The organism is Sphingomonas sp. BK036, assembly GCF_004216825.1.
Taxonomy (GTDB): Bacteria; Pseudomonadota; Alphaproteobacteria; order Sphingomonadales; family Sphingomonadaceae; genus Sphingomonas.
Map to the genome: position 1 here is coordinate 282,525 of NZ_SGXR01000004.1, position 26,150 is coordinate 308,674.

The window sequence follows — 26,150 nt, forward strand, 5'->3', positions numbered from 1 at the left end:
GGTTCGAGGGGGATGGATGCTACAGGGCAAGACACGAGCCAGCGGCCCGCGAGGGTCGCTCGGCGGCGCATTACGGCGCCTGCGCAGTAACCGCAGGGGATCGGCGATCGCCATGATGGCGGCCGGGCTTATCCCTGCAATCGCGGCGCTGGGCTCGGCGATCGACGCCGGGCGGATCTACATCGTGAAGTCGCAATTGCAGACCGGCGTCGACGCGGCGGCGCTCGCCGGCGCGCGCGCCTTCTCGGTATCGGGCACCGCCAGCAACTCGCGCGAGAGCCAGGTCGCGGCCTATTTTAGCGGCAATTTTCCCGATACCTATATGGGCGTCACGAACCTGAAGGTGGCGCCCGCGTTCACCGTGATCAAGGACATCAACACCACCACGGTCGTCGCCACCGCGACGTTGCCGATGTCGTTCATGCGGCTGTTCGGATTCATGCAGCAACCCGTGCGTGCGACCGCGCGGGCGGCGATCAACCCGCACCCGCTCGAAGTCATGATGGTGCTCGACAATACCGGTTCGCTGAAGGCCAACCTGCCGCGCGATTCGAACGGTGTCGTCAAGACCCGCATCACCGCGCTGAAGGACGCGGCTAAAAGCTTCAACGAGATCCTGTTCCAGGGCAGCGACACGCGCAAGGATCTGGCGATGGGGTATGTCATGTACGACATCACCGTAAATGTCGGCAAGTTGCTGACCGACTGGCGATCGTCGTCCGTCCGCCAGATGTTCGGGTTCAACGACGTGGTCGCCAACACCTATGGCGGCACATGGCCCAGCAACAAGCTCGGGTGGAAGGGCTGTGTGTTCGGGGACGATACGGTCAAGGATCTGACCGCGACGCTGACGTACCGGGATCCGAATGCGTGGGATATCGATCGCACGCTGCCGGGCGAAGGCGCACATCCGCCGGTAAAACCCTATTTCATCCCGCCGATGTACGTCCCGCAGATGCCCGGTAACGCGATCGCGACCGGCGCCAAGGCGAACCCGTCGAGCGCCTATTACAGCGTCGCCAATGTCGAGCCGAACAACAATCTCTACAAGTTGCACCCCAGCTATTACGACCAGATGCTCAACCTGGATTTCTACGGCAACCAGTTCGCGAACAACCCGTACCGCGAGGCCTTTTACGACGCCTATATCGACCTGAACGACAACGCAGCCAAAGCCGACAACGACGTGATCGTCCGGGCGGACAATGGCGGCTTCTACGATCCGTCGAGCAACCCTTGGAATTTCACGACGCGCACCGGCACGCAGTTCCGCGTGCGCTACGACAGGATTCCCCAGTTCAACAACTGGAAGGACGCCACCGAATATACCGTCAACCCGCTCGGCGGCAGCGTCGATGACGGCGCACGGAACAAGACCGAATTCCCGTCGCCCAACTGGCAATGCCCGGAGGCAGCGACCAAGGTCGATTACGGCCGGTCGCGCAGCTTCTACGACGACGTCATCGATCGCCAGAATGCAGCAATCTATCCCGCGAACGGGACGTTGCACCATGCCGGGCTGCTTTGGGGCTATCGGTTGCTGGTGCGCGACGACGTCTTCAAGCGCACGCCGCCGCGCGGGCAGGAGGAACCCAAGCGGGCACTGGTGTTCATGACCGATGGCGAGACCGCGCTGGGCACCAGCCAGAACGGCTATGACGACCGGACCTGGACCTTCTACGGCAATTATGCGGACTCGCCGATCTCGTCGAGCAAGGGGGGGCTGATCGGCCAGTCCGAACGGCGGTTCGCCAAGACCTGTGCCGCGCTCCAGGCGGAGGACAATGCGCCCAAGGTCTACATCGTCGCGCTGACGACGACCGACCGGAACACGTTGGCGATGTTCGAACAGTGCGCGCCGGGGCACGTCTATCAGACGTCCGACACCGCGACGCTGAAGGCCGCGTTCGACGATATCGCGTCCGAACTCGTCGACCTCCACCTCGTCCAGTGACGGGGGCCGCCAGGCTGCGTACCGACGTGCGCGGCGTCACCATCGTCGAGTTCGCGATCATCCTGCCGGCGATGCTGTCGCTGATCTGCGGCGCGATCGAGTTCGGCCACATGCTGTTCGCGCGGGTCGTGCTGGAGGGCGCGGTGACCGAAGCCGCGCGCACTGCGACCGCCACGCTCGAGACCAAGGAATCGGAGCGCACCGCGATCATGCGCGCGAGCATCGCCAAGTCGATGAGCGATTTCGGCACCGCGCCCGGCAAGTCGATCGAGATCGTCACCACCGTTTACCGCGATTTCAGCACCGCATTCCCCGAAACCTACACCGACGCGAACGGCAACAAGCAATATGACAAGGGCGAACCCTATGTCGATCGCAACCGGAATGGCATGTGGGACAATGCGACCCCGGTCGCCGGCAATACGCTGGGCGGGCCCGGCGACGTCGTGAGCTACACCGTGAAATTCCCCAAGCGGGTCCTGTTCGGGTTCGTGGGGAGCGCAATCGGCTATGGCACGGGCGTGATCCCGTTGTCGGCCGCGACGGTGGTCCGCAACGAAGCCGTCGTGACGAGCCCGTCGTGAGGCGCACCCCGCTGTTGCCTGCGCTGCTGCCCGCGCTCCTGCGCACGCGGCGCGCGGTCGCGATGCTCGAATTCGCGCTGGCGCTTCCGCTGTTCCTGGGGTTCGTGCTGACCGCGATCGAGTTCGGTAACTACGTCATGGCCAATAACCGCGTGCAGCGGCTTGCGGCGATGAGCGCGGATCTCGTCGCGCAGAGCGGTACCGGCGATATCGGCATCGGCGAGGCGCAGATCTACGACCTGTTCAGCGCACTCGACCTGACCGCGCGACCCTATGATCTGCGCAACGACGGGCGGATCGTCATCACCGGCGTGCGCGGTACCGACACCGACAATAACGGCACGACCGAGAACCAGATCCTGTGGCAACGCTTCGACGGCGGCTATGTCATCGCGCCGCAGGTGGGCTGCAACAAGACCGTCACCACCGCGTCGCTGCCCGCTGGTCGGCGGTTGCCGCTGGGCGAGATCCTGTTCCACGTCCAGGTCAGCTATCGCTATCGGCCGATCCTGACGGATATTCCGTTCCGCATGCTCTCGCTGCCGGTCGATTTCACGCGCATCGCGATGTTCCGCGCGCGCAACAAGGATTTCCAGTCGCCGACGCCCGACGACCGGTTTCCGCCCAAGGACAAATGCACGTCCGCGAGCGGGCTATGAGCGATCGCCCGGCCGCTGCGCGTGCCGGGCAGGCGGGCGGGTAGGGGACCGGTCTGAAGCTCCCGCGCCGTCATCACGTTTCACCGCTACCCCGGCGCGGCTCGTCGCATCGCGGGTTGCCGTCGGGCGTCGTTCAGCCTCCCCCGCCCACAACGCCGCGACGACCGCGCGCAGGGGATTTTTCGACGATGACGACCGATCGCGGGGCGCTGGCCGCCCTGCTCGCCACCATGACCGTGCTGACGTCGGCGATCCCGGCGATGGCGCAAACCGAACAGACGGCGCCCGTCCGCGGGCTGGAGGGGCTTGCCAATCCCGCCCCGCAGACCACGACGATCCCGATTCCCGACACGCCCAAGATCGCGCTGCCGACCGAGACGCCTGCGCCCCGCCGCGCGGCCCGTCCGCGCGCGAAGGACGAGTCCGCCCCGGAAAAGACCACCGCCGACCGTCCCGCCGCACGCGACGAGCAGCAGACCCGGCAAACCCGCCCCTCGACGACGGTCACCCGCTTGCCTGCCACCGAGCCTAAGCCAGCGACGACGCGGACGCCCGAGACGGCATCGCCGCCACCCGCGCAGGACGTGGCTCCGACCGACACGCAGCCTGCCGCTCCCCAGACGGCCCCGTCCCCGCAACCCGCTGTCGAGCAACCCGTACCGGCTCCGGCTCCTGTCACGCCGGCCGAATCGACGGTCTCCGCGCCGGAGACGGGCAGGGCGATGCCGCTCTGGCTCTCGCTCGCGGCGATCGTCGTGGTGCTGGGCGCGCTCTGGGCGCTCCGCCGCACGCCACGCGGACGCAGGCAGGACCGGATCGAGGCCGAACCCGTCGTCGAACCGATCGCGGAGCCGGCCCCGGAGCCTGTTGCAGCCGCTCCCGTCGTCGCGCCGGTCGAGCCGGTGACGGCTCCGGTCACTCCTGCCGCGGCACTCCCGGCTGTCGCGGTCGCAGGACCGCAATTCCTCGAACCCCGTGCAAAGACGCCGGCGGCTGCACCGCGTGCGCGCCTGACGTGCGATCTCCGCCCGTTGCGCGCAGGGCTCAACATGCTCAGCGCAACCGTCGAGTGCGAGCTTGTCGTCACCAACACCGGGACCGTGCCCGCCACCGCGATCCGCACCGGCGTCGCGCTCCTGACCGCGCACGCAGGCCAGGACACCGATCTCGCCCAGTTCAACGCAAGCCCGGTCAGCCGCCCGGCCGCGCCGCCATTCGTGCTTGCGCCCGGCGAGACGCGCACGATCCGTACGGTCGTCGCGATCGCGCGCGAGGCGATCCAGACGATGACCGCCGCCAACCGGCCGATGTTCGTCCCTGTCGTCGCCACCAACATCCTCTACGCTACCGCGGGCGACGACGCGCAGACCGCGCGCGCTTGGGTGATCGGCATCGAACGCGTCGATTCCGCCAAGCTCGCGCCGTTCTGGCTGGATGGTCCCGCCAAGATGCATACGAGCGTTGCGGCACGGCCCCACGCGGCGACGTTCGACCGCTAGGGGTTTAGGGCCGCGCTCTTCGGATCGCGGCGGAGCGAGGGTACACCGTTAGGCCGCACCAGCATATAGGTTCAAAGGGTCGGTCGGCGCTCCTGCGGACCCCGCCGGGATCGCCTTACGTGTCAGCCGCCCATTCACGCTGAGAGTACGACACATACGAAAAAGGGCGACCCCATCGCTGGGGCCGCCCTTTTTTGTAGCTGCGGCCAGCAGGGGCAAAGCCCCTGCTTCGTCGGTCGGCATGAATGCCGCCGGCCGGCCTTGCGGGGAGTGCGCTTTAGCGTGGCTAAAGCGTCTCTCCCGCTGCGGCTTACTTGACCTCGACGGTCGCGCCAGCTGCTTCGAGCTGTGCCTTGATCTTGGCGGCTTCGTCCTTCGACACGCCTTCCTTGACGGCCTTGGGAGCCGACTCGACCAGCGTCTTTGCTTCGGTCAGGCCGAGCGACGTGATCGCGCGGACTTCCTTGATGACGTTGATCTTCTTGCCACCGTCGCCGGTCAGGATGACGTCGAATTCGGTCTGCTCTTCTGCTGCAGGAGCAGCTGCGCCGCCGCCTGCTGCCGGTGCTGCAACCGCTGCTGCGGCCGAAACGCCCCACTTCTCTTCGAGCAGCTTCGAAAGCTCGGCTGCTTCGAGAACGGTCAGTTCGCTCAGGCTCTCAACGAGTGCGTTCAGGTCTGCCATGATAAATCTCCATCTCGGGGCACATGCCCCATCAGTTCAAAAAGTAACGAAAGAGCCTGCAAGATCAGGCGGCTTCCTTCTCCGCGTAGGCGGAAAGCACGCGCGCGAGCTGCGCTGCCGGAGCCTGCGTGATCGTTGCCAGCTTCGTGGCGGGTGCCACGATGAGGCCAACGATCTTGGCACGCAGTTCGTCCAGCGAGGGCAGCGTTGCGAGCGCCTTCACACCGTCGACGTCGAGGGTCGTCGCGCCCATCGCCCCACCCACGATTTCGAACTTGTCGTTCGTCTTCGCGAATTCCACGACCACCTTGGCGGCCGCGACGGGATCGATGGAGCTGGCCAGACCGACCGGACCCGTGAGCATGTCGCCCAGCGAGCTGTAGTCGGTGCCGTCCATGGCGATCTTGGCAAGCTTGTTCTTCGAGACCTTGTAGGTCGCGCCGGCGTCGCGCATCTTGTTCCGCAGCACAGTGGACTGTGCGACGGTCAGGCCGAGGTTGCGCGTCACAACGACGACGCCGACCTCGGAGAAGGTGCGGTTCAGCTCGGCTACGGCCGCGGTCTTTTGATCACGATCCATGCCATTCTCCACGTTTTCAGGTTCACCATTTGCATGGTGGACCCGGTTACTAACCGGAGGCGCAGACAAGCCCGCGTCTCCGGGTGTCTCGTCGATGGGGCATGGGAGAGGGGCGGCACGCAGATGGGCCGACAAAATCTCATTCCCCGTCTAGGTGGGAGATTAAGCACCGGCAAACCCGGCGCACCCACTGTCTCGGACGGAGTTCGACGAGCAAGCCCGCCGAACGAAGCCGCGCCTTAGCGGAATTGACGGGGGAGTCAAGGCCGCGCGGAGTCTACTCGGCTAGTCGGGCGGGCTCGGATCCGCAGCCGCGGCAACCCGGATCCTTGGGCAGCCTGATCGTCCGGAACCGCAGCGCCAGCAGATCGATCAGCAGCAGCTTGCCCGCCTGATCGTCGCCGAACCGCGCGATCGCCCGCAGCACTTCGAGCGCGGCGAGACTGCCGAGCACGCCCGTGACCGGCCCGAGGACGCCATCCTCGGCACAACTCGTCTCCGCGCGCTCCGGGTCGTCGCCGACGAAACACCGGTAACACGGCTTGTCGGCTTCCCATCCGCGATAGGTGGCGAGCTGCCCTTCGAACTGGCCGACCGCGGCGGACACCAGCGGGATGTGCAGCGCGTGCGCCGCGTCCGCCACGCAGAACCGGGTCGCGAAATTGTCGCAGCCGTCGAGCACGACATCGGCGCCCTCCAGCAGTGCGGCGGCATTGGCGGGATCGATCCGGACGCGGTGAGTCGTGACGGCGACGTGCGGGTTGATCCGCCGCGCGGCATCGGCCGCCGCCGCGACCTTCGCCGCGCCGGTATCGGCGGTCGTGAAGATCGTCTGCCGCTGAAGGTTCGAGGGCTCGACGGTGTCGTCGTCGATCAGGATCAGCCGACCAATGCCGGCGGCCGCGAGATACTGGATCGCGGGCGAGCCGATGCCACCCGCGCCGACCACGGCGACCGTCGCGGCCTTGAGCTGGGTCTGCCCGGTGCCGCCGAATTCCTTCAGGACGATATGGCGGGCATACCGGGTCAGCTCGTCGTCGGACAAAGTCATGCCGGTCAATTGTCCGTCCACGCGAAGGTCATGCTGGTGCGGTACCAGGTATCGCCCTGCGGATCGCCGAGGTCGAGCGAATCGCGCGGCGTCCCGACAAGCACGCCGGCGGCATATTGCTCCACGGTCGGGCAATTGATCGCGCGCGGCGTCACTCGTCGCAGCCGGCCCTGCGGCGTCGCGAGCACCGCCAGATCCAGCGTCAGCGTCCAGCCGCTATCGGTCCGGACCGCCTTGTCGCATCGTCCGGCAAGCACCTCGCTATGGACATAGGTCGACGTATTCGCCTGCGTCGTTGCGGACCGGCGCATACGCAGGACGGGAAGCCCGCTCCAGTCCTGCGGGGCCAGCGGGACGCCGGTCGAGGGGCCGCCAGAGGACGAAAGGCTCGGGACCGTCGGCGGTGCGGGGATGGGCGGGGTCGTCTGGGCGGGCGTCGCGACGACCTGGAGCAAGGCGAGCAGCGTGGCGATCATCGGCCGGTCGATCCGAAGCCGCCTGCGCCGCGTACCGTGTCGTCGAGCGCGTCGACTTCACCGACCGACGCGCGCAGTACGATCGCGGGGACGAGTTGCGCGATACGGTCGCCGCGCGCGATCGCGAACGGATCCTGGCCCAAATTGGCGAGGATCACCTTCACTTCGCCGCGATAGTCGCTGTCGATCGTGCCGGGGGTGTTGAGGCAGGTGACGCCGTGCTTGAGCGCTAGGCCGGAGCGGGGGCGGACCTGGACTTCGTGGCCGGCAGGGATTGCGATCGCAAAGCCGGTCGCGACCGCAGCGCGCGCGCCGGGGGCAAGCGTCAGCGCTTCGGCGGAAACGACGTCCATGCCCGCGGCGCCCTCGGTGGCATAGGCAGGCAAAGGCAGGCCTTCGCCATGCGGCAGGCGTTTGAGTTCGATATAAATCATGGCGCCGCTTCTAGCGCATCGGCGATGCGCTCCGCCAGTCGGGCAGCGACCGCGTCCTTGGGCAGCCGCTCCCAGCTTTCGACGCCGGTTTCGGTCACAAGGTGGACGCTGTTGTCCGCGCCGCCCATCACGTCGCCCGACACGTCATTGGCGACGATCCAGTCGGCGGTCTTGCGCACACGCTTGGCGAGCGCGTGTTCGATGACCCGCTCGGTCTCGGCGGCGAAGCCGATCAGCAGGCGCGGACGGTGTGGGCTGCGCGCCAATGTCGCGAGAATATCGGGATTTTCCGCCAGCGTCAGTGTGGGCGTCGCCTCGCCTTTCTTGATCTTCTGCGGCACCGATTCGACGTGCCAGTCCGCAACCGCCGCCACCATGACCGCGGCGTCGGCGGGTAGCGCCTGGTCCACCGCGGCGGCCATCTCGCGCGCGGTCTCCACGTCGATCCGGTCGACCGCGGGCGGGGTCGGCAGAGTCACGGGGCCCGCGACCAGCGTCACGCGTGCGCCGAGCCGTGCCAGCGCTGCGGCGATCGCGAAGCCCTGTTTGCCCGACGAGCGGTTGGCGATGTAGCGGACCGGGTCGATCGGCTCGTGCGTCGGTCCTGCGGTGACGAGCACGTGGCGACCCGCCAGTCGGTTTGGCGGGGTAGGGGCGAGCATCGCGTCGATCGCGGCGACGATCGCGGGCGGCTCGGGCAGGCGACCTGGGCCGTATTCACCGCAAGCCATCATCCCCTCGTCGGGCTGCATCACCGTCACGCCGTCGGCGCGCAGCTGCGCGACGTTGCGGACCGTCGCGGCATGGCTCCACATCCGCACGTTCATCGCCGGCGCGACGAGGACAGGCTTGTCGGTCGCGAGCAGCAGCGTCGTAGCCAGATCGTCGGCAAGCCCGGCCACCATGCGCGCCATCAGGTCCGCGGTCGCGGGCGCGACGACGATCAGGTCGGCCTGCCGGCTGAGCTGGATATGCCCCATCTCGGCCTCGTCCTTGAGATCCCATAGCGTCGTGTAGACCTTGTCCTCGCTGAGCGCGGCAAGCGTCATGGGCGTGACGAAATGGTGCGCGGACTCGGTCATCACGCAGCGCACGGCGTGGCCGCGGGTCTTGAGCAGGCGGATGAGTTCGGCCGCCTTGTACGCGGCGATGCCGCCGCCGACGATGAGGAGGATACGCGTCATGCGATGCGTCTAGCGGATTACGCGCGTCACCGTAATGCGCCGCGTATCGCGCGCGGCCCCGATCATGTCGCGCAGGCCGTCGACCGCGAACACGACCCCGACCAACAGCACCGGCGTCGTCATCAGCGCCCAATAGAAATTGTCGCTGCGCGCGAGCAGCGCGATCAGTGCGGCATAGCCGGCGAACATCGCGAGCGCACGGCTCGCCGTGGCATCGCGCCACGCAAGCCAGCCAAACAGCGACGTTCCCAGCACCAGCGACGCGAGCCACTGCGGCAGGAGGTCGAGACCGGACGAGATTGTCGCGAGCGTCACGTAGAAGCCAAAGCCCTCGCGCCCGCTCCAGCCGGGCGACACGCGGTCAAGCGGGCCGGTGACCAGCGCGACGGCATGGGCGTGGACCGCCAGCACCCCCGCGAAGATCACGATCGCACCCAGCCAGGCCAGTGTCTCGCGGCGCGCGCCATCCTTCCAAGCAAAGACAGCCATGATCGCCACGTACAACAAAGCAGTTTCGCGGATCAGCATCGCCGACAATCCGAACGCGACCGCGGACAGCCAGTGACCCGGACGGCGCAACGCGAGCGACAGCGCGATCAGTGGCCCGGCCCAGACTTCGTGGAACACCACAAAACTGGGATCGAGGTTCACGTAGAGCCCGCCGACCACCAGCAGGCCAGCGATACCGAGTGCGACCAATCCGGTCGTCTCGGGGCGGAGCCGCGTCACCCAGGCGAGGATCGTGGCGACGCACAAGAGCAGGAGCAGCAGGTTCACGATCGTCTGCGGCAACGCGGCCTGTATCACCGCCAGTGTCGGCAGGCGGACGGCGAAGAAGGGCTTCAGCGGATAATGCCCCATCCGCTGCGATTCGGCAGCGACGGTGTAGTAGTTTGCGCCGCTACCGACCCCGGATACGATTGTCTGGTACAGGAGCAGGTCGGTTTGCCCCGGCGGTGGGCCGTCGGCTGTAGCGACAGTGGGGGCCGCGTCCGACCCTGCACTGGGCCGTGGCCCCGGCGAGCCGAGCGCGGTTAGGCAGGCGGCGAGCAGCATAACGAACAGAACGAGGCCTATCCTCGCCTGCGTGCGTGGCATTCCAGCGAACCGGCTCGGGCTGAGCAGCCATATCGGAGCAGCCCGACGTGTCCTCATGGCGTCAGTTGAAGAGCTGCGTCGCCGCGACGCCCGCCACCCCGGCGAGGACCGCGACGAGGCCGTAGCGCCAGCCGCCGCCGATCCGGATCACTTCGATCTCGCGCAGCGGCATCGTCGGCGGGGCGCCACCGGGGGCGGGGTAATGCGCCTCGATCCGGCGGACCAGTTCGGGAAGCCGGGTCAGCGTCTGGAAATCGGCGATCAGCCGGTCGGCGATCATCGCCTCGGGGCCGAGTTCGCCGCGGATCCAGTCGCGCACGAACGGCTCGGCCGCCTCCCACAGATTGATGTCGGGGTCGAGGCTGGTCGCGACACCTTCGACCATCACCATCGTCTTCTGGAGCAGCAGCAGATGTGGCTGAGTCACCATGTCGAAATCGCGCGTGATCGAGAACAGGCTGTCGAGCATCATCCCGATCGACATGTCCTTGACCGGCAGCCCGCGCATCGGCTCGCCGACAGCCCTGAGCGCGGTGGCGAATTCGGCGACGTCGTGATGCGCGGGCACATAGCCCGCCTCGAAATGGATCTCGGCGACGCGCTTATAATTGCCGGTGATCAGGCCGTAGAGGATCTCGGCGAGCCAGACGCGCGCGCGCCGGTCGATCCGGCCCATGATCCCGAAGTCGATCGCGGCGATGCGGTTGCCGGGCAGCGCGAACAGGTTTCCCTGGTGCATGTCGGCGTGGAAGAACCCGTCGGCAATCGCCTGGCGCAGGAACGCGCGAACCAGCGTCTGCGCAAGACCCGGCAGGTCGTAGCCGGCCTCGACGAGCGCCGGCCGGTTCGACAATTTGATGCCGTCGATCCATTCGATCGTCATCACCTTGGCGGTCGAGCGCGCCCAGTCGATCGCGGGGATGACGAAATCGGGCTCGGCGGTCATGCCCTCGGCGAGCTCGGACGCGGAGGCGGCTTCGCGGCGGAAGTTGAGTTCGCGCAGCGTCCAGCGCTTGAACGTCTCGATCGTGAGGCGCGGGCGAAGACGCATTGCCTCGGGGCTTAGCGCCTCGAGCTGTGCCGCCGCCCAGCTATAGGTGTCGATCGCGCGCGCGAAATCGTCCTCGACGCCGGGGCGGAGGACCTTGACCGCGACCTGGCGGCCGTCGGTGGTTACCGCGCGGTGAACCTGCGCAATCGACGCCGCGCCGACCGGGACCTGCTCGATGCGCGAGAACAACGTCTCGAGTGGCTTGCCGAAGCTTGCCAGCATCGCCGCTTCGATCGTCGCGTAGGGGACGGGGGAGAGTTGGTCCTGCAACCGGAGCAGGTCCTGCGCCGCTGCCTCGCCGACGAGATCGGGGCGTGTCGCGAGCGTCTGGCCGAGCTTGATCGCGGCGGGGCCGATCGCCTGGAACGCATCGGCATAGCGCGGCACCGCCGGCACGCGCGCGCCGAACCGGGCGATCCGCGCGAGCCGACGGACGGGCGCCGGCGTGTTGGGATCGCGCTCGATCCCGCGCAGCGCGCCGTGACGGGCTAGGATGCGGCCCCATTTGAGGAGACGCCAGATATGGGTGGTCGACGCGGTCACAGGCTGGGCGCACCGGAGAAAGAGCTTGGTTCACGCGAAGGCGCGAAGCCTGTCCTGAGCTGCGCCGACGGGGCGCGAAGAGAAGTTAGAATGGGTTCGCGCGGAGGCGCGGAGGCGCGGAGGGGGTGCGCCTCGCCGCGTCTGCGGCTTTTCATCACCGGCGATGAGGGAGCAATGCGCTGTTGCGCGGGAGCGGCGCTTACTCTCCGCGTCTCCGCGTCTCCACGTGAACCCCTCTTCGCGTCTTCGCGCCTTCGCGTGATCACTAAATCTTCCAACCCGAATGGATCGCGACCAGGCCGCCGAGCAAGGGCTCAACCTTGGTCTGCACGAAGCCCGCATCCGCGATCATGCCCTTGAACTTGGGCATGTCCGGGAACCGGCGGATCGACTCGATCAGATAGCGATAGCTGTCCGCATCCTGCGCGAGCAACTGCCCGAGCTTCGGGACCATCTTGTGCGAATAGGCGTCGTACACCTCGGCGAAACCGGGCCACACCGTCGTCGAGAATTCGAGGCAGTAGAACCGCCCGCCACGCCGCAGGACGCGGTGCGCCTCACGCAGCGCCTTGGGGATGTCGGTCACGTTCCGGATCCCGAACGCGATCGTGTAGGCGTCGAAGAACCGGTCGGGGAAGTTCAGCGTCTCGGCATTCGCTTCGGTCCACACCAAGCCGTCGAGACCGCGCTTCTGCGCACGCTCCATGCCGACTTCGAGCATCTGCGGGTTGATATCGGCAACCGTGATCGACGCGCCCGACGGTTCCATGCGGAACGCGATGTCGCCCGTGCCGCCCGCCATGTCGAGAATCTGCTCGCCCTCGCGCGGTTTCACGCGGCGCACGAAGCGATCCTTCCACAGCCGATGCATGCCACCCGACATCGCATCGTTCATCAGATCATATTTGCCCGCAACGTTCGAGAAAACGCCACCGACGCGGGCGGTCTTCTCGGTGGCGGGAATATCCTCATAGCCGAAGGAGACGGTTTGGGGCGCGGGCACAATATCGTTCATAGCCTGCGCTCTAGCCGCGCCTTGTGGCGCGAGCAAACGCAACCTAGCTGCAAAGCGTGCCAGAGTTACCAGAAGTCGAAACCACCGTGCGCGGGTTGGAGCCCGTGCTGAAGGGCCAGCGCCTGACCTCGGTCGAGCCGCGCCGCGCCGACCTGCGCAAGGCGATCCCCGTCGACCTGCGCCAGCGGATGACGGGGGCGACCGTCACCGCGCTCGGTCGCCGTGCGAAATACGGGCTGATCGATACCGATCGCGGGGATACCCTGGTGTTCCATCTCGGCATGTCGGGGCGCTGGCGAGTCGATCCAAGCGAGCTGCTCGCGCATGATCACCTGCTGATCGGAACCGAGGCGGGTCGAGTCGCCGCGCTCAACGATCCGCGGCGATTCGGCTTTCTCGATCTCTGGGCGACCGATGACATTGCTCATTATCCCCCGTTCCTCAGCATGGGCCCCGAGCCGCTCGGCCCCGATCTGACCGCGGCGTATCTACTGGCGGCGCTCGAAGGGCGCGGCGCGTCGATCAAGGCGATGTTGCTCGATCAGCGAATCGTCGCAGGGCTCGGCAATATCTATGTGTGCGAGGCGCTTCACATGGCGAGGATCGCGCCGACCCGGGCGGCGGGGCGAATCTCGGTGGTTCGACTCGAACGTCTGGTCGAAGCGATTCGCACGGTGTTGACCGCCGCGATCCTGGCGGGCGGCTCGTCACTGCGCGATTATGTCAGGCCCGACGGCGAACTCGGCTATTTTTCCAAGCAGTGGCGAGTCTATGGTCGCGAGGGCGAACCGTGCGAATGCGGCGCGATTGTCAGGCGGCGGACCGAAGGCGGACGGTCGACCTTCTGGTGTCCGACGTGCCAACGCGGTTGACGATCTGACGCAAAGTGGCTAGGGCCGCGGCTTCGAGAGGGCGTAGGAGCAATCCGGCGCCCCTTTTTATTCATTCGAACATCCAGAGGGCTTCATGGCGAACACGCCGCAGGCGAAAAAGCGTATCCGTCGCAACGACCGTCGCGCGGAAGTGAACGGCAACCGCGTCGGCCGTATCCGTACCTTCATCAAGAAGGTCGAAGCAGCACTTGCTTCGGGCGACAAGGGCGCAGCGACCACCGCACTGGCCGCGGCACAGCCTGAGCTCCAGCGCGGCGTCGCCAAGGGCGTGCTGCACAAGAACACCGCGAGCCGCAAGTTCGCGCGTCTGACCAAGGCCGTGACCGGGCTCGCCTAAGCGATCCACCATCGCTGCGTGGATCACCCGCCGGGGTCTCTCCGGCGGGTTTTTTGCGTCTGCGAACAGAACATAGGATAAGTTCGCAGAACCCGAGGATTCCCCACGATTCGAGTGGTGCACGATTACGTCATGGCAAGTCTAAATTCGCAAAAAATGCGTAAAGACAGCCACTTATAAAAATATCGACGCATTTCCGCGGCTTGATCAAGTCAACCCGCTTTATTTCGAAAATGTGACGCGTCGGGGCCTTGCTCGGATCGCCGATCGCTTCATAACGGATCCCACAGCGACGGTGGTTTCCACCGCTGCAGCAACAATCGGGGCGAAGATGCCGGGTGACCCTTTGGGTCGTCGGGGCACCATTTTCTGTCGGGACTATATCACCTGCGCGCGTGTCGCGCGGGGTCGGAGAAGTGTGCGCGTGACGAAGTGGCAAGGAACGATGACCCACGCGACCGAGGCCGAAAAGGCCTGGGCTCGTGTGCGTACGTCCCTGCGGGAGTCGGCGGGGGCGCGCTTGTTTGAGCAGTGGCTCAAGCCGATCGAGCTGATTCCGGGCGAGGATCGCGACACGATCCGCCTGGCGCTGCCCTCGGCGTTCATGACGAACTGGGTCCGCAACCATTACGCCGATCGACTCGTGCTCGAGTTCAAGCAGATCCTGCCCAACGTGCGTACCGTGCAGATCGAGACTCGCGCTGCCGCGCGCGCGCCGGTCGTGCTGGCGATCGAGCCTGCGCCCGTCGCGGCGCCGGTCGTCGAACCCGAGCTCCTCAAGCCCAAGCCATCCGAGCCGGTCGCCGAGCCCATTCAGGTCGTGATGAAGTTCGGGGTCGATCCCTCGCTCAAGCCCGCGCCTGCGGTGCCCGTCGCCGCGCCGGTGGTGATGGCCGCGCCTGCCGAGCGCCCGCCGCTCGACCCGCGCTACACTTTTGCGCGATTCGTCGTCGATCCGTCGAACAAGGTCGCGTTCAACGCGGCCAAGGTGCTTGCCGAGCCCGGCCCCGTCCGGTTCAGCCCGCTGTTCCTCCACAGCGGCACGGGGCAGGGCAAGACCCACCTCATGCACGCGATCGGCCACGCGTTCCTCGAGCATAACCCGCATGCGATCGTGCTGTGCATGTCCGCCGAGCGCTTCATGTACGACTTCGTCGCGTCGATGCGCGCGCGCGACACGCATGCGTTCAAGCAGCGGTTGCGCGGCGCCGACCTGCTGCTGATCGACGATCTCCAGTTCATCGCTGGCAAGGACGCGACGCAGGAAGAATTCTTCCACACGGTCAACGAGATCATGGCGGCGGGCAAGCGGCTGGTGATCTCCGCGGATCGCTGCCCGCAGGCATTGGAAGGCGTCGAGGCGCGGATCGTCAGCCGCATGTCGGTGGGGCTCGTCGCGGACATCAAGGCGCCCGACCTCGTGCTGCGCCGGACGATCCTCGACCGCAAGCTGGTCGACCTGCCCGACATGCGCGTGCCGACCGACGTGCTCGACCTGCTTGCCAGCCGTATCCATGCGAACATCCGCGAGCTCGAAGGCGCGCTCAACCGAGTCGTCGCCTATGCGCAGCTGACCGGCGACACGATCGATCTCGACTTCGCGGTCGCCACGCTCGGCGAGGTTTTGCGCGGGGCGCAGAAGCGCGTGACGATCGACGAGATCCAGAAGCTGGTCTCGGCGCATTTCGAGCTGAAGCCGCTCGATCTGATTTCGGCCCGGCGCGCACGGGCTGTCGCGCGGCCGCGGCAGATCGCGATGTATCTGGCCAAGCGGCTGACGACTCGCTCGCTGCCCGAGATCGGGCGGAAATTCGGCGGGCGCGATCACTCGACCGTGATCCACGCGGTGCGCAAGATCGAGGAACTGCGCGATTCGGACCGCGATATCGACGCCGCGGTGCGCGTGCTGATGCGCGAGCTGGAAGGCTAAGGCTCTTCCCCGTCATCCTGACGAAAGTCAGGATCCAGAGCCACAAACCGCAACGATCGTAACCCTGGATCCTGACTTTCGTCAGGATGACGGGACGTGGGGGCGGCGCTTATTCGTGCCGCCCGTTAGCGTTAGGGCACGCGCCCGGTCTCAGCTCAGACCTGCAATCCCATCGCGTCCTGCGTCTGCTTGAGCACCGGCGCCGCCAGCGCGCGCGCCTTCTCGGCGCCTGCCTGCAACACCGCAGTCACCGCGCTGCGATCGTCGAGCAGCCGCACCATCTCGTCCCGGATCGGCCCGAGCTTGGCGACCGCCAGATCGGCGAGCGCCGGCTTGAACGCACCGAACCCCTTGCCGCCATATTCGGCCAGCACGCTCGCCACGTCGGTATCCGCCAGCGCGGCATAGATCGTCAGCAGGTTGCGTGCCTCGGCGCGGTCGCCGAGCTCGTCCGCGGTCGCGGGCAACAGGTCGGGATCGGTCTTCGCCTTGCGGAACTTGTCGGCGATGGTGTCGTCGCTGTCGATCAGCTTGACCACCGACTGCTCGGACGGGTTCGACTTCGACATCTTTGCCGATGCATCGCGCAACGACATGATCCGCGGCGCGGCCTTGCTGATCAGCGGCGCGGGGAGCGTGAACAGGTCGACGCCGTAATCGCCATTGAACTTTGTCGCGATGTCGCGCGCGAGTTCGAGATGCTGCTTCTGATCCTCGCCGACGGGCACATGAGTCGCGCTGTAGAGCAGCACGTCGGCGGCCATCAGCACCGGGTAATCGTACAGCCCGACGCTTGCGCCCTCGCGGTTCTTGCCCGCCTTGTCCTTGAACTGCGTCATGCGGTTCAGCCAACCGACGCGCGCGACGGTGTTGAGCAGCCACGCCATCTCGCTGTGCGCGGGCACGCGCGCCTGGTTGAACAGGATCGACTTGGCCGGATCGATGCCCGCCGCGATCATCGTCGCGGCGACCTCGATCGTGTGCGACGACAACTCCGCCGGGGCGATCCATTCGGTCGGCGCGTGCAGGTCGGCGATGAAGAACATCGACTCCCCGCCCTGCGCCGCGATGTCGTCCTGCAGCGCCACCCACTGCTTCACCGCCCCCAGGTAATTGCCGAGATGGAGATTACCGGTGGGCTTGATGCCGGAGACGACGCGCATAGTGAAACCTATCTAGAACGACGCAGAAGCGTGGAAATGTCGCCCAGCCGGAACGCGCCGGTGAGCAATGTCGCGATCGCATAGACGACGCCGCCGGTTGCGACCAGCACCAGCATCGCCCCCCAGCGCTCGACGCTGGTGCCCGTCACGAACGGCTGGAACAGGTCGTTGAGGAAATACATCACGCCGCCCATGATGAGCGCTGCGACCACCAGCCGCCATGTCCGCCGGACCAGCCGCGCGTCGGGCGTGAAATGGCCGCGCCGGACGAGCGTGCGATACAGCATCGCGACGTTGACCGTGCTCGCGATCGCGGTGGCGAGCGGCGGGCCCATATGGCCCAACGGCTTGATGAAGGCGAGGTTGAGGACGAGGTTCACGACCATCGACATCGTTGCGTAGCGCACCGGCGTCTTCGTGTCGGAGCGCGCATAATAGCCCGGCGTCAGCACCTTGACGAGAATGTACGACGGCAGCCCGATCGAGAAGGCGGCGAGCGCCTGTGCGGTCAGCACGCTGTCGTCGAGCGCGAACTTGCCATGCTGGAACAGCGCGCCGACGATCGGCACGCCGCAGACGATCAGCGCGACCGTAGCGGGCAGCGTCAGGAACAGTGCGAGCTCCATGCCGCGATTCTGCGTCGCCATCGCCTCCGCCTCCTCGCCACGGCCGAGCTGGCGCGAGATGGTGGGGAGCAGGACAGTGCCGAGACCGATCCCGATCAGCCCGAGCGGCAACTGGTTCAGCCGGTCGGCGAAATAAATGTACGACACCGAGCCCGCAGGGAGGAGTGCGGCGGCGAGTGCGGTCGAGACGACGAGGTTGATCTGCACCGCGCCTGCGCCGGCGGCGGCGGGCCAGATCAGCGACATCAGCTTCTTCACGTCGGGGTTGAGCTGCGGGCGCTTGAGGCGGAGCGAGACGCCCGACTTACGGCAGGCCCAGATCAACCAGCCAAGCTGTAGCGCGCCTGACACCGTCACCGCGATAGCCTGGTTGCGCGCGGTCAGCAGCGGCTGGTGATCGTGGAACAGCAGCAGCGCGGCGATCAGCGTCGCGTTCAGCAGGATCGGCGCCGCGGCGTTGATCCAGAATTTGTGCAGCGAATTGAGGATGCCGCCAAGCAGCGAGACAAGGCTGATCAGCAGCAGATAGGGCAGGGTGATCCGCGACAGGTGGACGACATAGTCGAACCGCTCTGCGCTTGCCCCGTTGAACCCGAAGGTCAGCAGCCAGGTGACGGGCCATGCCGCGATCTCGAGCAGCACCGTCATGCCGATCAGCACCGGCAGCAGTACCGACAACGCGTCCTCGGCAAAGGCGATGCCGTCGGTCAGGCCACGGCCATTCTTGTCGCCGACTTTCCGGTTGAACATCGGAATGAACGCGGCGGCAAACGCGCCCTCGGCGAAGAGGGCGCGGAACATGTTGGGGAGGCGGAATGCGATCAGGAACGCGTCCGACGCGAACCCGGCACCGACGAACCGCGCGAACAGTGAATCGCGTACCAACCCCAGGACACGGCTGGCGAGCGTCAGCCCGCCGACCGATCCCAGCGCCTTGGTCAGGTTCATCTAGAGTGTGCTCCGCCCCCGGTCGATCAGGCTTGGCCGAAATCGCCGACGTTGGGCTGGATGCCCTGCTGCTCCGACTGGGTCAGGTACAGCTGGCCGAAATCGATCGGCTCGAGCAGCAGCGGCGGGAAGCCACCGTCACGCACCGCATCCGACAGCACGCGGCGGGCGAACGGGAACAGCAGGCGTGGCGCCTCGCCCAGCAGGAACGGCTGGACATGCTCGGCGGGAATGTTACGCAGCCCGAACAGCCCCGCGTACGACAGGTCGACGATGAACGCGACCTGGCCCTCGGTCTCGGCGCGGACGTCGATCTTCAGCACGACCTCGTGCACCTCGTCGCCGACCTGCGCCGCGCCGATGTTGAACTGCACGTCGATCGCCGGCGGGGTCTGGTTCTGGTAGACCGCAGGTGCGTTCGGGTTCTCGAACGACAGATCCTTGACATATTGCGAGATCAGTCCGGCGGCGGGGATCGTGTCCTCGCCGTTCGCGAGCGGCTGGTCACCCATCTGGTCGGGCGCGGTCACGCCATTGTCCTGATCATCCATTCGTCGTGTCCTTGCGAAGAAGCGTGAAATAGGGACCGAAGCGGCACGCTTGCGCGTTCATATCGGTCAGGGGGCTGCGAGTAGCAGTGCCGACCGGGCGTTTCAACGGGCCCGGGTTTGAATAAGCGCAGCTTTGGCCTATGTTAGCCCGAAGATCGGAGGCACGGTTGTTTTACGTAGTTCTTCTCGCGATGGTTGCAGGCTTCTTGGCGATGCGACTGTATAGCGTGCTCGGCAAGCGGACAGGGCATGAACAGCCCTTGCCACGCACGGCCGAGGACCGTCCCGCGATCGCCGCCGTTCCGCGAACGGTCGATGCGACGCCCGAGCCACGCGAGGTCGTCAGCCGCAATATCGAGCCGCGCGCCGAAGCTGGCCTGCGCGCGATCGTCGCCGCCGAATCCGGGTTCGACGTCAACCAGTTTCTCGAGGGCGCGCAAGGCGCTTATCGCATGGTGCTCGAGGCGTTCTGGAAGGGTGACGAGGACGAACTCGGCTATCTCGCTGAGGACGACGTTCGCGCCGCCTTTGCCGAGGCGATTGCGGCACGCGTCGCCGCAGGCGAAGTGCTCGACAATCGTCTTGTCTCGATCGAGCGCGCGGTGATCTCGGATGCGAGCGTTTCGGGTCGCGACGCGCGGATCACGGTACGCTTCGATGCTGATATCGCGGCTGTCACGCGCGACGGGGAGGGCAATGTCCTGGCCGGATCGCTGACCGACGCGGTCGAGACGCACGACGTCTGGACCTTCGCACGGACGCTCAAGAGCAGCGATCCGAACTGGAAGCTCGCCGACACCGACGAGGCGTGATCGTGCAGTTCAGGGGGCGCGCGCTCGGGGGCCTGGGTCTCTCGCTGCTGGTCAGCGCATGCGTCGGCGGCGTCGAGCCGCCACGCTCGGGACCTGCGCCCGTTGATCGCGGCGGCCCAGTAGCGAGCGACGCGCCGCGAGAGCCGGTACGTGTTCATCCCTCGCGCGATACTGGTGCATCGCCCAACATCCGTGGAATCCAGATACCCGCGCGGATCGTCGGCGCGGTGCCTATGCTCCCTGTTCCGGTGATTGCGCCGACTGCGCCGGTCAACGCTGCCGCTGCGGGCGTGGTCGCAGGCCCATCGATCGCAAGCCTGCCGATCGACGAGACGCAGGCGCAGTCGGCGCTGTCTGCCTTCGTGACCAGTTGCCCGTCGCTGGTCCGGCGTACCGATACGTCCGGTCTCACGCGTGGCGCCGATTGGCAGCCCGCCTGTACCGCGGCGGCTTCGGTCCCCCGCGGCGGCGCGCGCGTCTTCTTCAACCAGTGGTTCGAGGCGGCGCAGGTCGGCGACGGCAAGGCGTTCGCGACCGGCTATTACGAACCCGAGATCGCAGGGTCGCTCGAGCGTCGGGACGGCTATGCGCCGATCTACGGCCGGCCGAACGACCTGATCGATGTCGATCTCGGCGCATTCTCGACCAGCTTGAAGGGCAAAAAGGTCCGCGGTCGAGTCGATCGTAGCAATCTGGTGCCCTATTATGATCGAACCGCGATCGAGCAGGGCGCGATAGACGGCCGTGCGCCGATCCTCGCCTGGGCGCGCGATCCGGTCGAGCTGTTCTTCCTCCAGATTCAGGGATCGGGGCGGCTGCGTCTGCCCGACGGCGAGATCCTGCGGATCGGTTATGCGACGCAGAACGGCCGCGATTATACCGGCATCGGCGCGCTGATGAAGTCGCGCGGGTTGCTGCAGCCCGGGCAGACCTCGATGCAGGGGATCGTCGCGTGGTTGCACGCGCATCCCGCCGAAGGGCAGGCGATCATGCGCGAGAATAAGAGCTTCGTGTTTTTCCGCGAGTTGGAGGGCGCACCGCTGGGCGCGCTCGGCCTGCCCGTGACGGGTCAGGTGAGCGCTGCGGCCGACGTCAAGTTCGTGCCGCTCGGCGCGCCCGTCTACCTGTCGCTCGACCGGCAGGACGCAAGCGGGATGTGGGTCGCGCAGGATACCGGCGGCGCGATCAAGGGCAGCAACCGCTTCGATACGTTCTGGGGTGCAGGTCCTGCGGCGGAGTCCACCGCAGGCGGCATGGCGGGGCGCGGCACCGCGTTGCTGCTGCTGCCGATCGGCACGGTGCAGCGGCTCAACGGCCAGCGGTTCAACGGTCTAGCGAATGGGGCGCAAGATGGCGGGCCGACCCCTCAACCCTGACGAGGCGCAGCTTTGGGCGCGCGTGATGGCGAGCGTCCGGCCGATGCGCGCCGTTGCGGTTCGTATCCCCGAGCGCGCGCCGCCATTGCCGCCACCGCCAAAGCCTCTGATCGGGCCCAACGGGAAAATCATCCCGCCGCCGCCCGCGCCGATGGGCCGGGTCAAGCCGCTCGTCAGGACCGTCGTGAAGACGTTCGCCAGCCGACCCGGTGCGAAGCCGGTTGTCGCGTCGCGACCGGTCGCGAGGCCGATCACCGCGAACACGCTCGACGGCGGCTGGGACAAGAAGCTGACACGCGGTGCGGTGATCCCCGACAGTTCGATCGATCTGCACGGGCATACGCTGGCGTCGGCGCATGCGATGCTCGATGTCGGGCTCGGCCGGGCGATCGCGCGCGGTGATCGCGTGCTGCTGCTGGTGACGGGCAAGCCGCCGCGACCCGAGAGCGAACGCCCGCATGCCCGCGGGGCGATCCGCTCGGCGGTGACGGACTGGCTCGCGGGATCGCGTCACGCGGATTCGATCGCGGCCGTCCGCGGCGCGCATCCGCGGCATGGCGGGCAGGGGGCCTTGTACATCGTCCTGCGCCGCGGGCGGGAATAGCGCGCGGCCAAACGACGCTAGCGCAGCGCCTTGGCGATCACGTTCGCATAGATGTCCGTCAGCGTCCGCAGATCCTCGACAGCGACCGCTTCGTCGACTTTGTGCATCGTTGCGTTGATCAGTCCGAACTCGACCACCGGGCATAGCTTCGACAGGAACCGCGCGTCGGAGGTGCCACCGGTGGTCGAGAGCGCCGGCGTGATCCCGGTCGCCGCGAGGATTGCCTCCGACAGCAATGTCGAAAACGCGCCCGGCTCGGTCAGGAACGCCTCGCCCGAGACCTTGCCCCTGACCACCGCACCCGGCGCTAGCCGTTCGGCGATCGCGCGGATCCGCGCGATCAGGTCGCCGCCGCGATGGCGATCGTTGAACCGGATGCTGAGCCTCGCCGACGCCTGCGCCGGTATGACGTTGTGCGCGGGGTTGCCGACCGTGATGTCGGTAACCTCGATATTCGACGGCTGGAACCAGTCGGTCCCTTCGTCGAGCACGACGGTCTCGATCTCGGCGAGGATCGCGATCAGTCGCGGGATCGGGTTGTCCGTCAGATGCGGGTAGGCTACATGCCCCTGCCGCCCCGGCACGTCGATCCAGATGTTGACCGAGCCGCGCCGCCCGATCTTCACCATGTCGCCGAGCCGTTCGGTCGAGGTCGGTTCGCCGACAAGGCACAGCTCGGGGACGATCCCGCGCGCCGCCATCCGCTCCATCAACGCGACGGTACCGTAGGTCGCCGGGCCCTCCTCGTCGCCGGTGATGATCAGCGAGAGCGTGCCCTTGTCGGCATCGCTCCGGCTGGCGGCGGCGACGAAGGCTGCGACCGCGCCCTTCATGTCGACCGCACCGCGTCCATACAACAATCCGCCGCGGATCTCGCCGGACCAGGGCGATCCGGTCCAGCCCTCGCCGGGCGGCACGACGTCGACATGCCCGGCAAATGCGAGGTGGCGTGGGCCGTCACCGCGTGTGGCGAGCAGATTCTCGACCGGGCCGTCCGGTGCCTCGCCGACCACGAACCGGTCGACCGCGAAGCCGATCGGTACAAGCGCGGCTTCAAGCACGTCGAACACCGTGCCGCGCGCGGGCGTGACGCTGTCCGCGCGCAACAGCGCCTGGGTCAGGTGGACGGGGTTGATCACGCGGCGGTCTCGATCAAGCGGGTGTCGCTACCGGCTGCTCATACTGCTCGAGCACCCATTCCTCTTCCTGTGCGGACGCGATCCAGTCCTGCATGAAGGGATGTTCGAACATCGCCTGCATATAGCCCGCGGCAAAGCGCGCGATCGGCAGCTGATAGGTGACGATCCGCGTGACGACCGGCGCGAACATGATGTCTGCGGCACCGAATTGTCCGAACAAGAAATCACCGCCGCCGCCAAAGCGCGCGCGCGCCTGTGCCCATAATTCCATGATTCGCTGCAATTCCACGAGCACGTCGTCGTCGGGCGTGCTGGCCTGGAACACCTGGCGCACGTTCATGCTGTGCTTGCGGCGCAGCGCCTGGAAGCTCGAATGCATCTCCGCCGCCATCGACCGCGCCATTGCGCGCGCGGCATTGTCCTCTGGCCAGAAGCGATCGCGCCCGACCTTGTCGGCGAGGTAGTCGACGATCGCAAGGCTGTCCCACACGACCGCGTCGTCGTCCCACAGGATCGGCACCTTGCCCGACGACGGCGCGAACTCGTCGCCCGACCGGCGCTTTTCCCAGTCGGCGTCGTACATCGGCACGACCACCTCCTCGAACGGCAGCCCCGACTGCTTGCACGCGAGCCAGCCGCGCAGCGACCAGGAGGAATAGGCCTTGTTGCCGATGATCAGTTTCATGCGCGCGGTGCTAGGCGAGCGGGCGACAAGAGGCAATCGCCCCGCTCATATCTCCGCTGCACGGCGTGCACGGGTCAGAACAGACCCGGCACGTCGCGCTGCGCGGTGCCCGGACGATCCGGGATCAGCAGGTCCTGCCGCGCGGTCGACGTGCGTAGCGAACGCGCGCTCGCATCGCCCGTGATCGGCGTGCAGCTTCGCCCGGCCAGGAAGTTGAGCGCCTGTCGTGTCGACGATTCGAGCGGATCGCCAAGCTGGTAGGCGATCTCGTCCGATGCCTGGCACGACGCCTCGACGGTGCTCGCCAGCCCGTCATAGTAATTGCCGTTGCGCGCCGCATTCTGCGTCGCCAGCGCCACCACGCGCAGGCGATCGTCGCATGCTTCCTTGTCGAGCGCGATCTGGCCGACGGGCTTGCCATAGGTGTTGGTGCCGATCAGCCCGGCATTGGTGTGCAGGTACGGCGTGAACGCGTTGATCACGAGTTCGCTCGCCGATGCGGTGCCGCCGGTGCCGATGAACGCGATACGCGTTGGCGCGATCGATTCGGCCTTTGGCGCGAAGAACCGGGTCGTGTTGTTCGACGCCTTTTCGGTGCGGAACGTCACATAGTCGAAGACTTCGGAGGTCGATCGCGCCCCGCCGAGCAGGTCGCCCAGATATTCCGCGGTCTCGATCAGACCGCCGCCATTGTAGCGCAGATCGATGATGACCCGCGTCACGCCCTTCGCGCGGAAATCGGCAAAGGCGGTTTTCAGCGCGGGTTCGGCGGTCCTGATGAACGTCCGCAGGTTGATGTAACCGACGCTCTGCCCGCCATCCTGGATGATCTTGGCGCCGTAGCGCGTCGATACGGGCAGCAGCGAGAAATCGGCCTTGGTCACGGTGACGGTCCGCGTGCCTGCCGCGTCGCTGACCTGCATCACACGCGCAGTGCCGACCGTATCGGGGCCGAGCGCATTGGTCAGTCCGGCCGTCCCCTCGGCGGCGATGATCGCGCTGACGGTGCGCAGGTTGGTCGACGTCGTGCCGATCGCGACAATCTCCGTACCGCGATCGATCCCGGCAGCAAGCCCGGGCGCGCCTTCGAACGCCTCCGCCGCGAACAGCCGGCGGCCGCTCTGGTCGAGCGCGAACCGCAGCCCGAAGCCCGCGCTCGAGCCGGAAGCATAATAGGCGTCTTCTGCCTTGATCGAGGTCAGATAGGTGAAGAACCGGTCCTTGCGCTGCGATCGCGCGGTGGCGGTCAACGCGTCGATATAGTCGTCGACCGTCGAGTAGGCGGCGGGGCTGAGCGTGGCGGGCAACGTATCGGGGAACAGATACCATTCACGCAACTGCGATGCGGCCCAGTCCTGACGCTCACGCAGCGAACAGCGCGTCGACGCAGTCGGAGTCGGCGACGGCGTGCTGCCGCCCGTCGAGATATTGCCGCTGTCGCTGCCCCCGCAGCCCGACAGCATGGCGGCCATCGCCAGAATCGCCCCTGTACGCTTACGCATTACTCACTCCCCTTTTGCGGGAAGCTACGAAGTTTGACGGACCGTGTCAGGTGCTAAAAACAGGTCGAACCGATCTCGTTGCAATTGGTGCGAGTGCCGTCTCAGCTGACCGCTTCGACCACTGCGGCGCGCAGTTCGGGGATACCCATGCCGTATTCGCTCGACGTGACGAGGATGTCGGGATGCGCGGCCGGGCGCTTGCGGGCCTCGAGCGCGGTACGCTCGGTGACCTCGACCAGCTCGGACGCCTTGATCTTGTCCGCCTTGGTCAGGACCATGCGATAGCTGACCGCGGCCTTGTCGAGCATTTCGAGGATTTCGCGGTCGACATCCTTGATGCCGTGGCGCGAATCGATCAGCACAAGCGCGCGCTTCAACACGTCACGCCCGCGCAGGAAGTCGTTGATCAGGAAGCGCCATTTCTTGACGACATCCTTCGGCGCCTTGGCAAAGCCATAGCCGGGCATGTCGACGAGGCGGAACGCGAGCGGCGCGCCGACGTCGAAGAAGTTCAGCTCCTGCGTACGCCCCGGCGTGTTCGACGTACGCGCCATCGAGTTGCGGCCCGTCAGCGCGTTGAGCAGCGACGACTTGCCGACGTTCGAGCGGCCGGCAAACGCCACCTCCGGCACCGTCGCGTCGGGCAGGAATTCGAGCGTCGGCGCCGACTTCAGGAAGCCGACATGCCCAGCAAACAGCTTGCGCGCATGTTCGAGCTGCTCTGCGGTAAACGGCGCGTCCGTCTGCTCCAGATCCGGGCCGAGATTGGGA

General features: G+C 66.6%; 26 protein-coding genes. 10 read left to right on the forward strand and 16 right to left on the reverse strand.

What is annotated here, in order from left to right; all coding sequences use genetic code 11:
• Nucleotides 1-16: 16 nt before the first annotated feature.
• From EV283_RS08355 to EV283_RS08370, 4 genes are all read left to right on the forward strand, one after another.
• Entirely contained in the window at nt 17-1,954 is a 1,938-nt protein-coding gene (locus EV283_RS08355) for a pilus assembly protein TadG-related protein (protein ID WP_347400212.1), read from the forward strand.
• Nucleotides 1,951-2,538, forward strand: coding sequence for a TadE family protein (locus EV283_RS08360; protein ID WP_242615867.1), 588 nt, complete (start codon nt 1,951-1,953; stop codon nt 2,536-2,538). Before EV283_RS08355 ends, EV283_RS08360 begins: the two co-directional genes overlap by 4 nt.
• Nucleotides 2,535-3,197: a TadE/TadG family type IV pilus assembly protein gene (locus EV283_RS08365; protein WP_242615868.1), complete on the forward strand. Its 663-nt coding sequence runs from the start codon at nt 2,535-2,537 to the stop codon at nt 3,195-3,197. The genes EV283_RS08360 and EV283_RS08365 overlap by 4 nt, the downstream gene beginning before the upstream one ends.
• Nucleotides 3,198-3,385: 188 nt before the next feature.
• Complete coding sequence (locus EV283_RS08370) at nt 3,386-4,696, forward strand: hypothetical protein (protein ID WP_130324388.1); 1,311 nt, start codon at nt 3,386-3,388, stop codon at nt 4,694-4,696.
• Nucleotides 4,697-5,006: 310 nt separating this feature from the next.
• On the opposite strand, the gene rplL is transcribed toward EV283_RS08370, so the two are convergent.
• The 9 genes from rplL to EV283_RS08415 form a co-directional block, all read right to left on the reverse strand.
• On the reverse strand, nt 5,007-5,381 hold the full coding sequence (rplL, locus tag EV283_RS08375; RefSeq protein WP_031392842.1) for a 50S ribosomal protein L7/L12: 375 nt from the start codon (nt 5,379-5,381) through the stop codon (nt 5,007-5,009).
• Nucleotides 5,382-5,445: 64 nt separating this feature from the next.
• A complete protein-coding gene (rplJ, locus tag EV283_RS08380) occupies nt 5,446-5,961 on the reverse strand; it encodes a 50S ribosomal protein L10 (RefSeq protein ID WP_055879768.1) in 516 nt (171 codons plus the stop codon).
• 277 nt (nt 5,962-6,238) lie between these two features.
• Nucleotides 6,239-7,012, reverse strand: a complete 774-nt coding sequence (gene moeB / locus EV283_RS08385; RefSeq protein ID WP_130325049.1) for a molybdopterin-synthase adenylyltransferase MoeB — start codon at nt 7,010-7,012, stop codon at nt 6,239-6,241.
• Nucleotides 7,013-7,017: 5 nt separating this feature from the next.
• Nucleotides 7,018-7,488: a hypothetical protein gene (locus tag EV283_RS08390; RefSeq protein ID WP_130324390.1), complete on the reverse strand. Its 471-nt coding sequence runs from the start codon at nt 7,486-7,488 to the stop codon at nt 7,018-7,020.
• On the reverse strand, nt 7,485-7,922 hold the full coding sequence (gene dut, locus EV283_RS08395; protein WP_130324392.1) for a dUTP diphosphatase: 438 nt from the start codon (nt 7,920-7,922) through the stop codon (nt 7,485-7,487). The genes EV283_RS08390 and dut overlap by 4 nt, the downstream gene beginning before the upstream one ends.
• Entirely contained in the window at nt 7,919-9,106 is a 1,188-nt protein-coding gene (gene coaBC / locus EV283_RS08400; protein WP_130324394.1) for a bifunctional phosphopantothenoylcysteine decarboxylase/phosphopantothenate--cysteine ligase CoaBC, read from the reverse strand. Before coaBC ends, dut begins: the two co-directional genes overlap by 4 nt.
• Nucleotides 9,107-9,115: 9 nt before the next feature.
• Nucleotides 9,116-10,204, reverse strand: coding sequence for a DUF2079 domain-containing protein (locus EV283_RS08405; RefSeq protein ID WP_242615869.1), 1,089 nt, complete (start codon nt 10,202-10,204; stop codon nt 9,116-9,118).
• Between the two features lie 61 nt (nt 10,205-10,265).
• Nucleotides 10,266-11,798: a 2-polyprenylphenol 6-hydroxylase gene (gene ubiB, locus EV283_RS08410; RefSeq protein ID WP_130324398.1), complete on the reverse strand. Its 1,533-nt coding sequence runs from the start codon at nt 11,796-11,798 to the stop codon at nt 10,266-10,268.
• Between the two features lie 265 nt (nt 11,799-12,063).
• Nucleotides 12,064-12,813, reverse strand: a complete 750-nt coding sequence (locus tag EV283_RS08415) for a class I SAM-dependent methyltransferase (protein WP_056419881.1) — start codon at nt 12,811-12,813, stop codon at nt 12,064-12,066.
• Nucleotides 12,814-12,869: 56 nt separating this feature from the next.
• Here EV283_RS08415 and mutM point away from each other — a divergent pair, with 56 nt between their 5' ends.
• From mutM to dnaA, 3 genes are all read left to right on the forward strand, one after another.
• Nucleotides 12,870-13,685 (forward strand): bifunctional DNA-formamidopyrimidine glycosylase/DNA-(apurinic or apyrimidinic site) lyase, encoded by an 816-nt coding sequence (gene mutM / locus EV283_RS08420; RefSeq protein ID WP_130324400.1) that lies wholly within the window; start codon nt 12,870-12,872, stop codon nt 13,683-13,685.
• A 94-nt stretch (nt 13,686-13,779) separates the two neighbouring features.
• A complete protein-coding gene (gene rpsT, locus EV283_RS08425; protein WP_031394736.1) occupies nt 13,780-14,043 on the forward strand; it encodes a 30S ribosomal protein S20 in 264 nt (87 codons plus the stop codon).
• Nucleotides 14,044-14,488: 445 nt separating this feature from the next.
• Entirely contained in the window at nt 14,489-15,973 is a 1,485-nt protein-coding gene (gene dnaA / locus EV283_RS08430; protein WP_107957589.1) for a chromosomal replication initiator protein DnaA, read from the forward strand.
• Nucleotides 15,974-16,128: 155 nt separating this feature from the next.
• On the opposite strand, the gene trpS is transcribed toward dnaA, so the two are convergent.
• Genes trpS through secB form a run of 3 tightly spaced genes read right to left on the reverse strand, consistent with a single transcriptional unit; the run spans nt 16,129 to nt 19,261 of the window.
• Complete coding sequence (trpS, locus tag EV283_RS08435) at nt 16,129-17,136, reverse strand: tryptophan--tRNA ligase (protein WP_130324402.1); 1,008 nt, start codon at nt 17,134-17,136, stop codon at nt 16,129-16,131.
• 8 nt (nt 17,137-17,144) lie between these two features.
• Nucleotides 17,145-18,710 carry a murein biosynthesis integral membrane protein MurJ gene (gene murJ / locus EV283_RS08440; protein ID WP_130324404.1) on the reverse strand — a complete coding sequence of 522 codons (1,566 nt, stop codon included), beginning with the start codon at nt 18,708-18,710 and terminating at the stop codon, nt 17,145-17,147.
• A 26-nt stretch (nt 18,711-18,736) separates the two neighbouring features.
• A complete protein-coding gene (gene secB, locus EV283_RS08445; RefSeq protein ID WP_107957269.1) occupies nt 18,737-19,261 on the reverse strand; it encodes a protein-export chaperone SecB in 525 nt (174 codons plus the stop codon).
• 167 nt (nt 19,262-19,428) lie between these two features.
• Here secB and EV283_RS08450 point away from each other — a divergent pair, with 167 nt between their 5' ends.
• The 3 genes from EV283_RS08450 to EV283_RS08460 all read left to right on the forward strand — a co-directional run bounded on the left by EV283_RS08450 (nt 19,429) and on the right by EV283_RS08460 (nt 22,053).
• Nucleotides 19,429-20,073, forward strand: a complete 645-nt coding sequence (locus EV283_RS08450; protein ID WP_130324406.1) for a Tim44/TimA family putative adaptor protein — start codon at nt 19,429-19,431, stop codon at nt 20,071-20,073.
• 233 nt (nt 20,074-20,306) lie between these two features.
• Nucleotides 20,307-21,449 (forward strand): murein transglycosylase A, encoded by a 1,143-nt coding sequence (locus EV283_RS08455; protein WP_207223089.1) that lies wholly within the window; start codon nt 20,307-20,309, stop codon nt 21,447-21,449.
• Entirely contained in the window at nt 21,424-22,053 is a 630-nt protein-coding gene (locus EV283_RS08460; RefSeq protein WP_165391725.1) for a Smr/MutS family protein, read from the forward strand. Before EV283_RS08455 ends, EV283_RS08460 begins: the two co-directional genes overlap by 26 nt.
• A gap of 17 nt (nt 22,054-22,070) precedes the next feature.
• Here the strand turns inward: EV283_RS08460 and dapE are convergent, their stop codons facing one another.
• The 4 genes from dapE to yihA all read right to left on the reverse strand — a co-directional run bounded on the left by dapE (nt 22,071) and on the right by yihA (nt 26,131).
• Nucleotides 22,071-23,192: a succinyl-diaminopimelate desuccinylase gene (dapE, locus tag EV283_RS08465; RefSeq protein ID WP_130324408.1), complete on the reverse strand. Its 1,122-nt coding sequence runs from the start codon at nt 23,190-23,192 to the stop codon at nt 22,071-22,073.
• Between the two features lie 13 nt (nt 23,193-23,205).
• Nucleotides 23,206-23,877 carry a glutathione S-transferase gene (locus EV283_RS08470; RefSeq protein ID WP_130324410.1) on the reverse strand — a complete coding sequence of 224 codons (672 nt, stop codon included), beginning with the start codon at nt 23,875-23,877 and terminating at the stop codon, nt 23,206-23,208.
• 74 nt (nt 23,878-23,951) lie between these two features.
• Entirely contained in the window at nt 23,952-25,379 is a 1,428-nt protein-coding gene (locus tag EV283_RS08475) for a S41 family peptidase (RefSeq protein ID WP_242615870.1), read from the reverse strand.
• Nucleotides 25,380-25,480: 101 nt separating this feature from the next.
• On the reverse strand, nt 25,481-26,131 hold the full coding sequence (gene yihA, locus EV283_RS08480) for a ribosome biogenesis GTP-binding protein YihA/YsxC (RefSeq protein WP_130325057.1): 651 nt from the start codon (nt 26,129-26,131) through the stop codon (nt 25,481-25,483).
• Nucleotides 26,132-26,150: the final 19 nt, after the last annotated feature.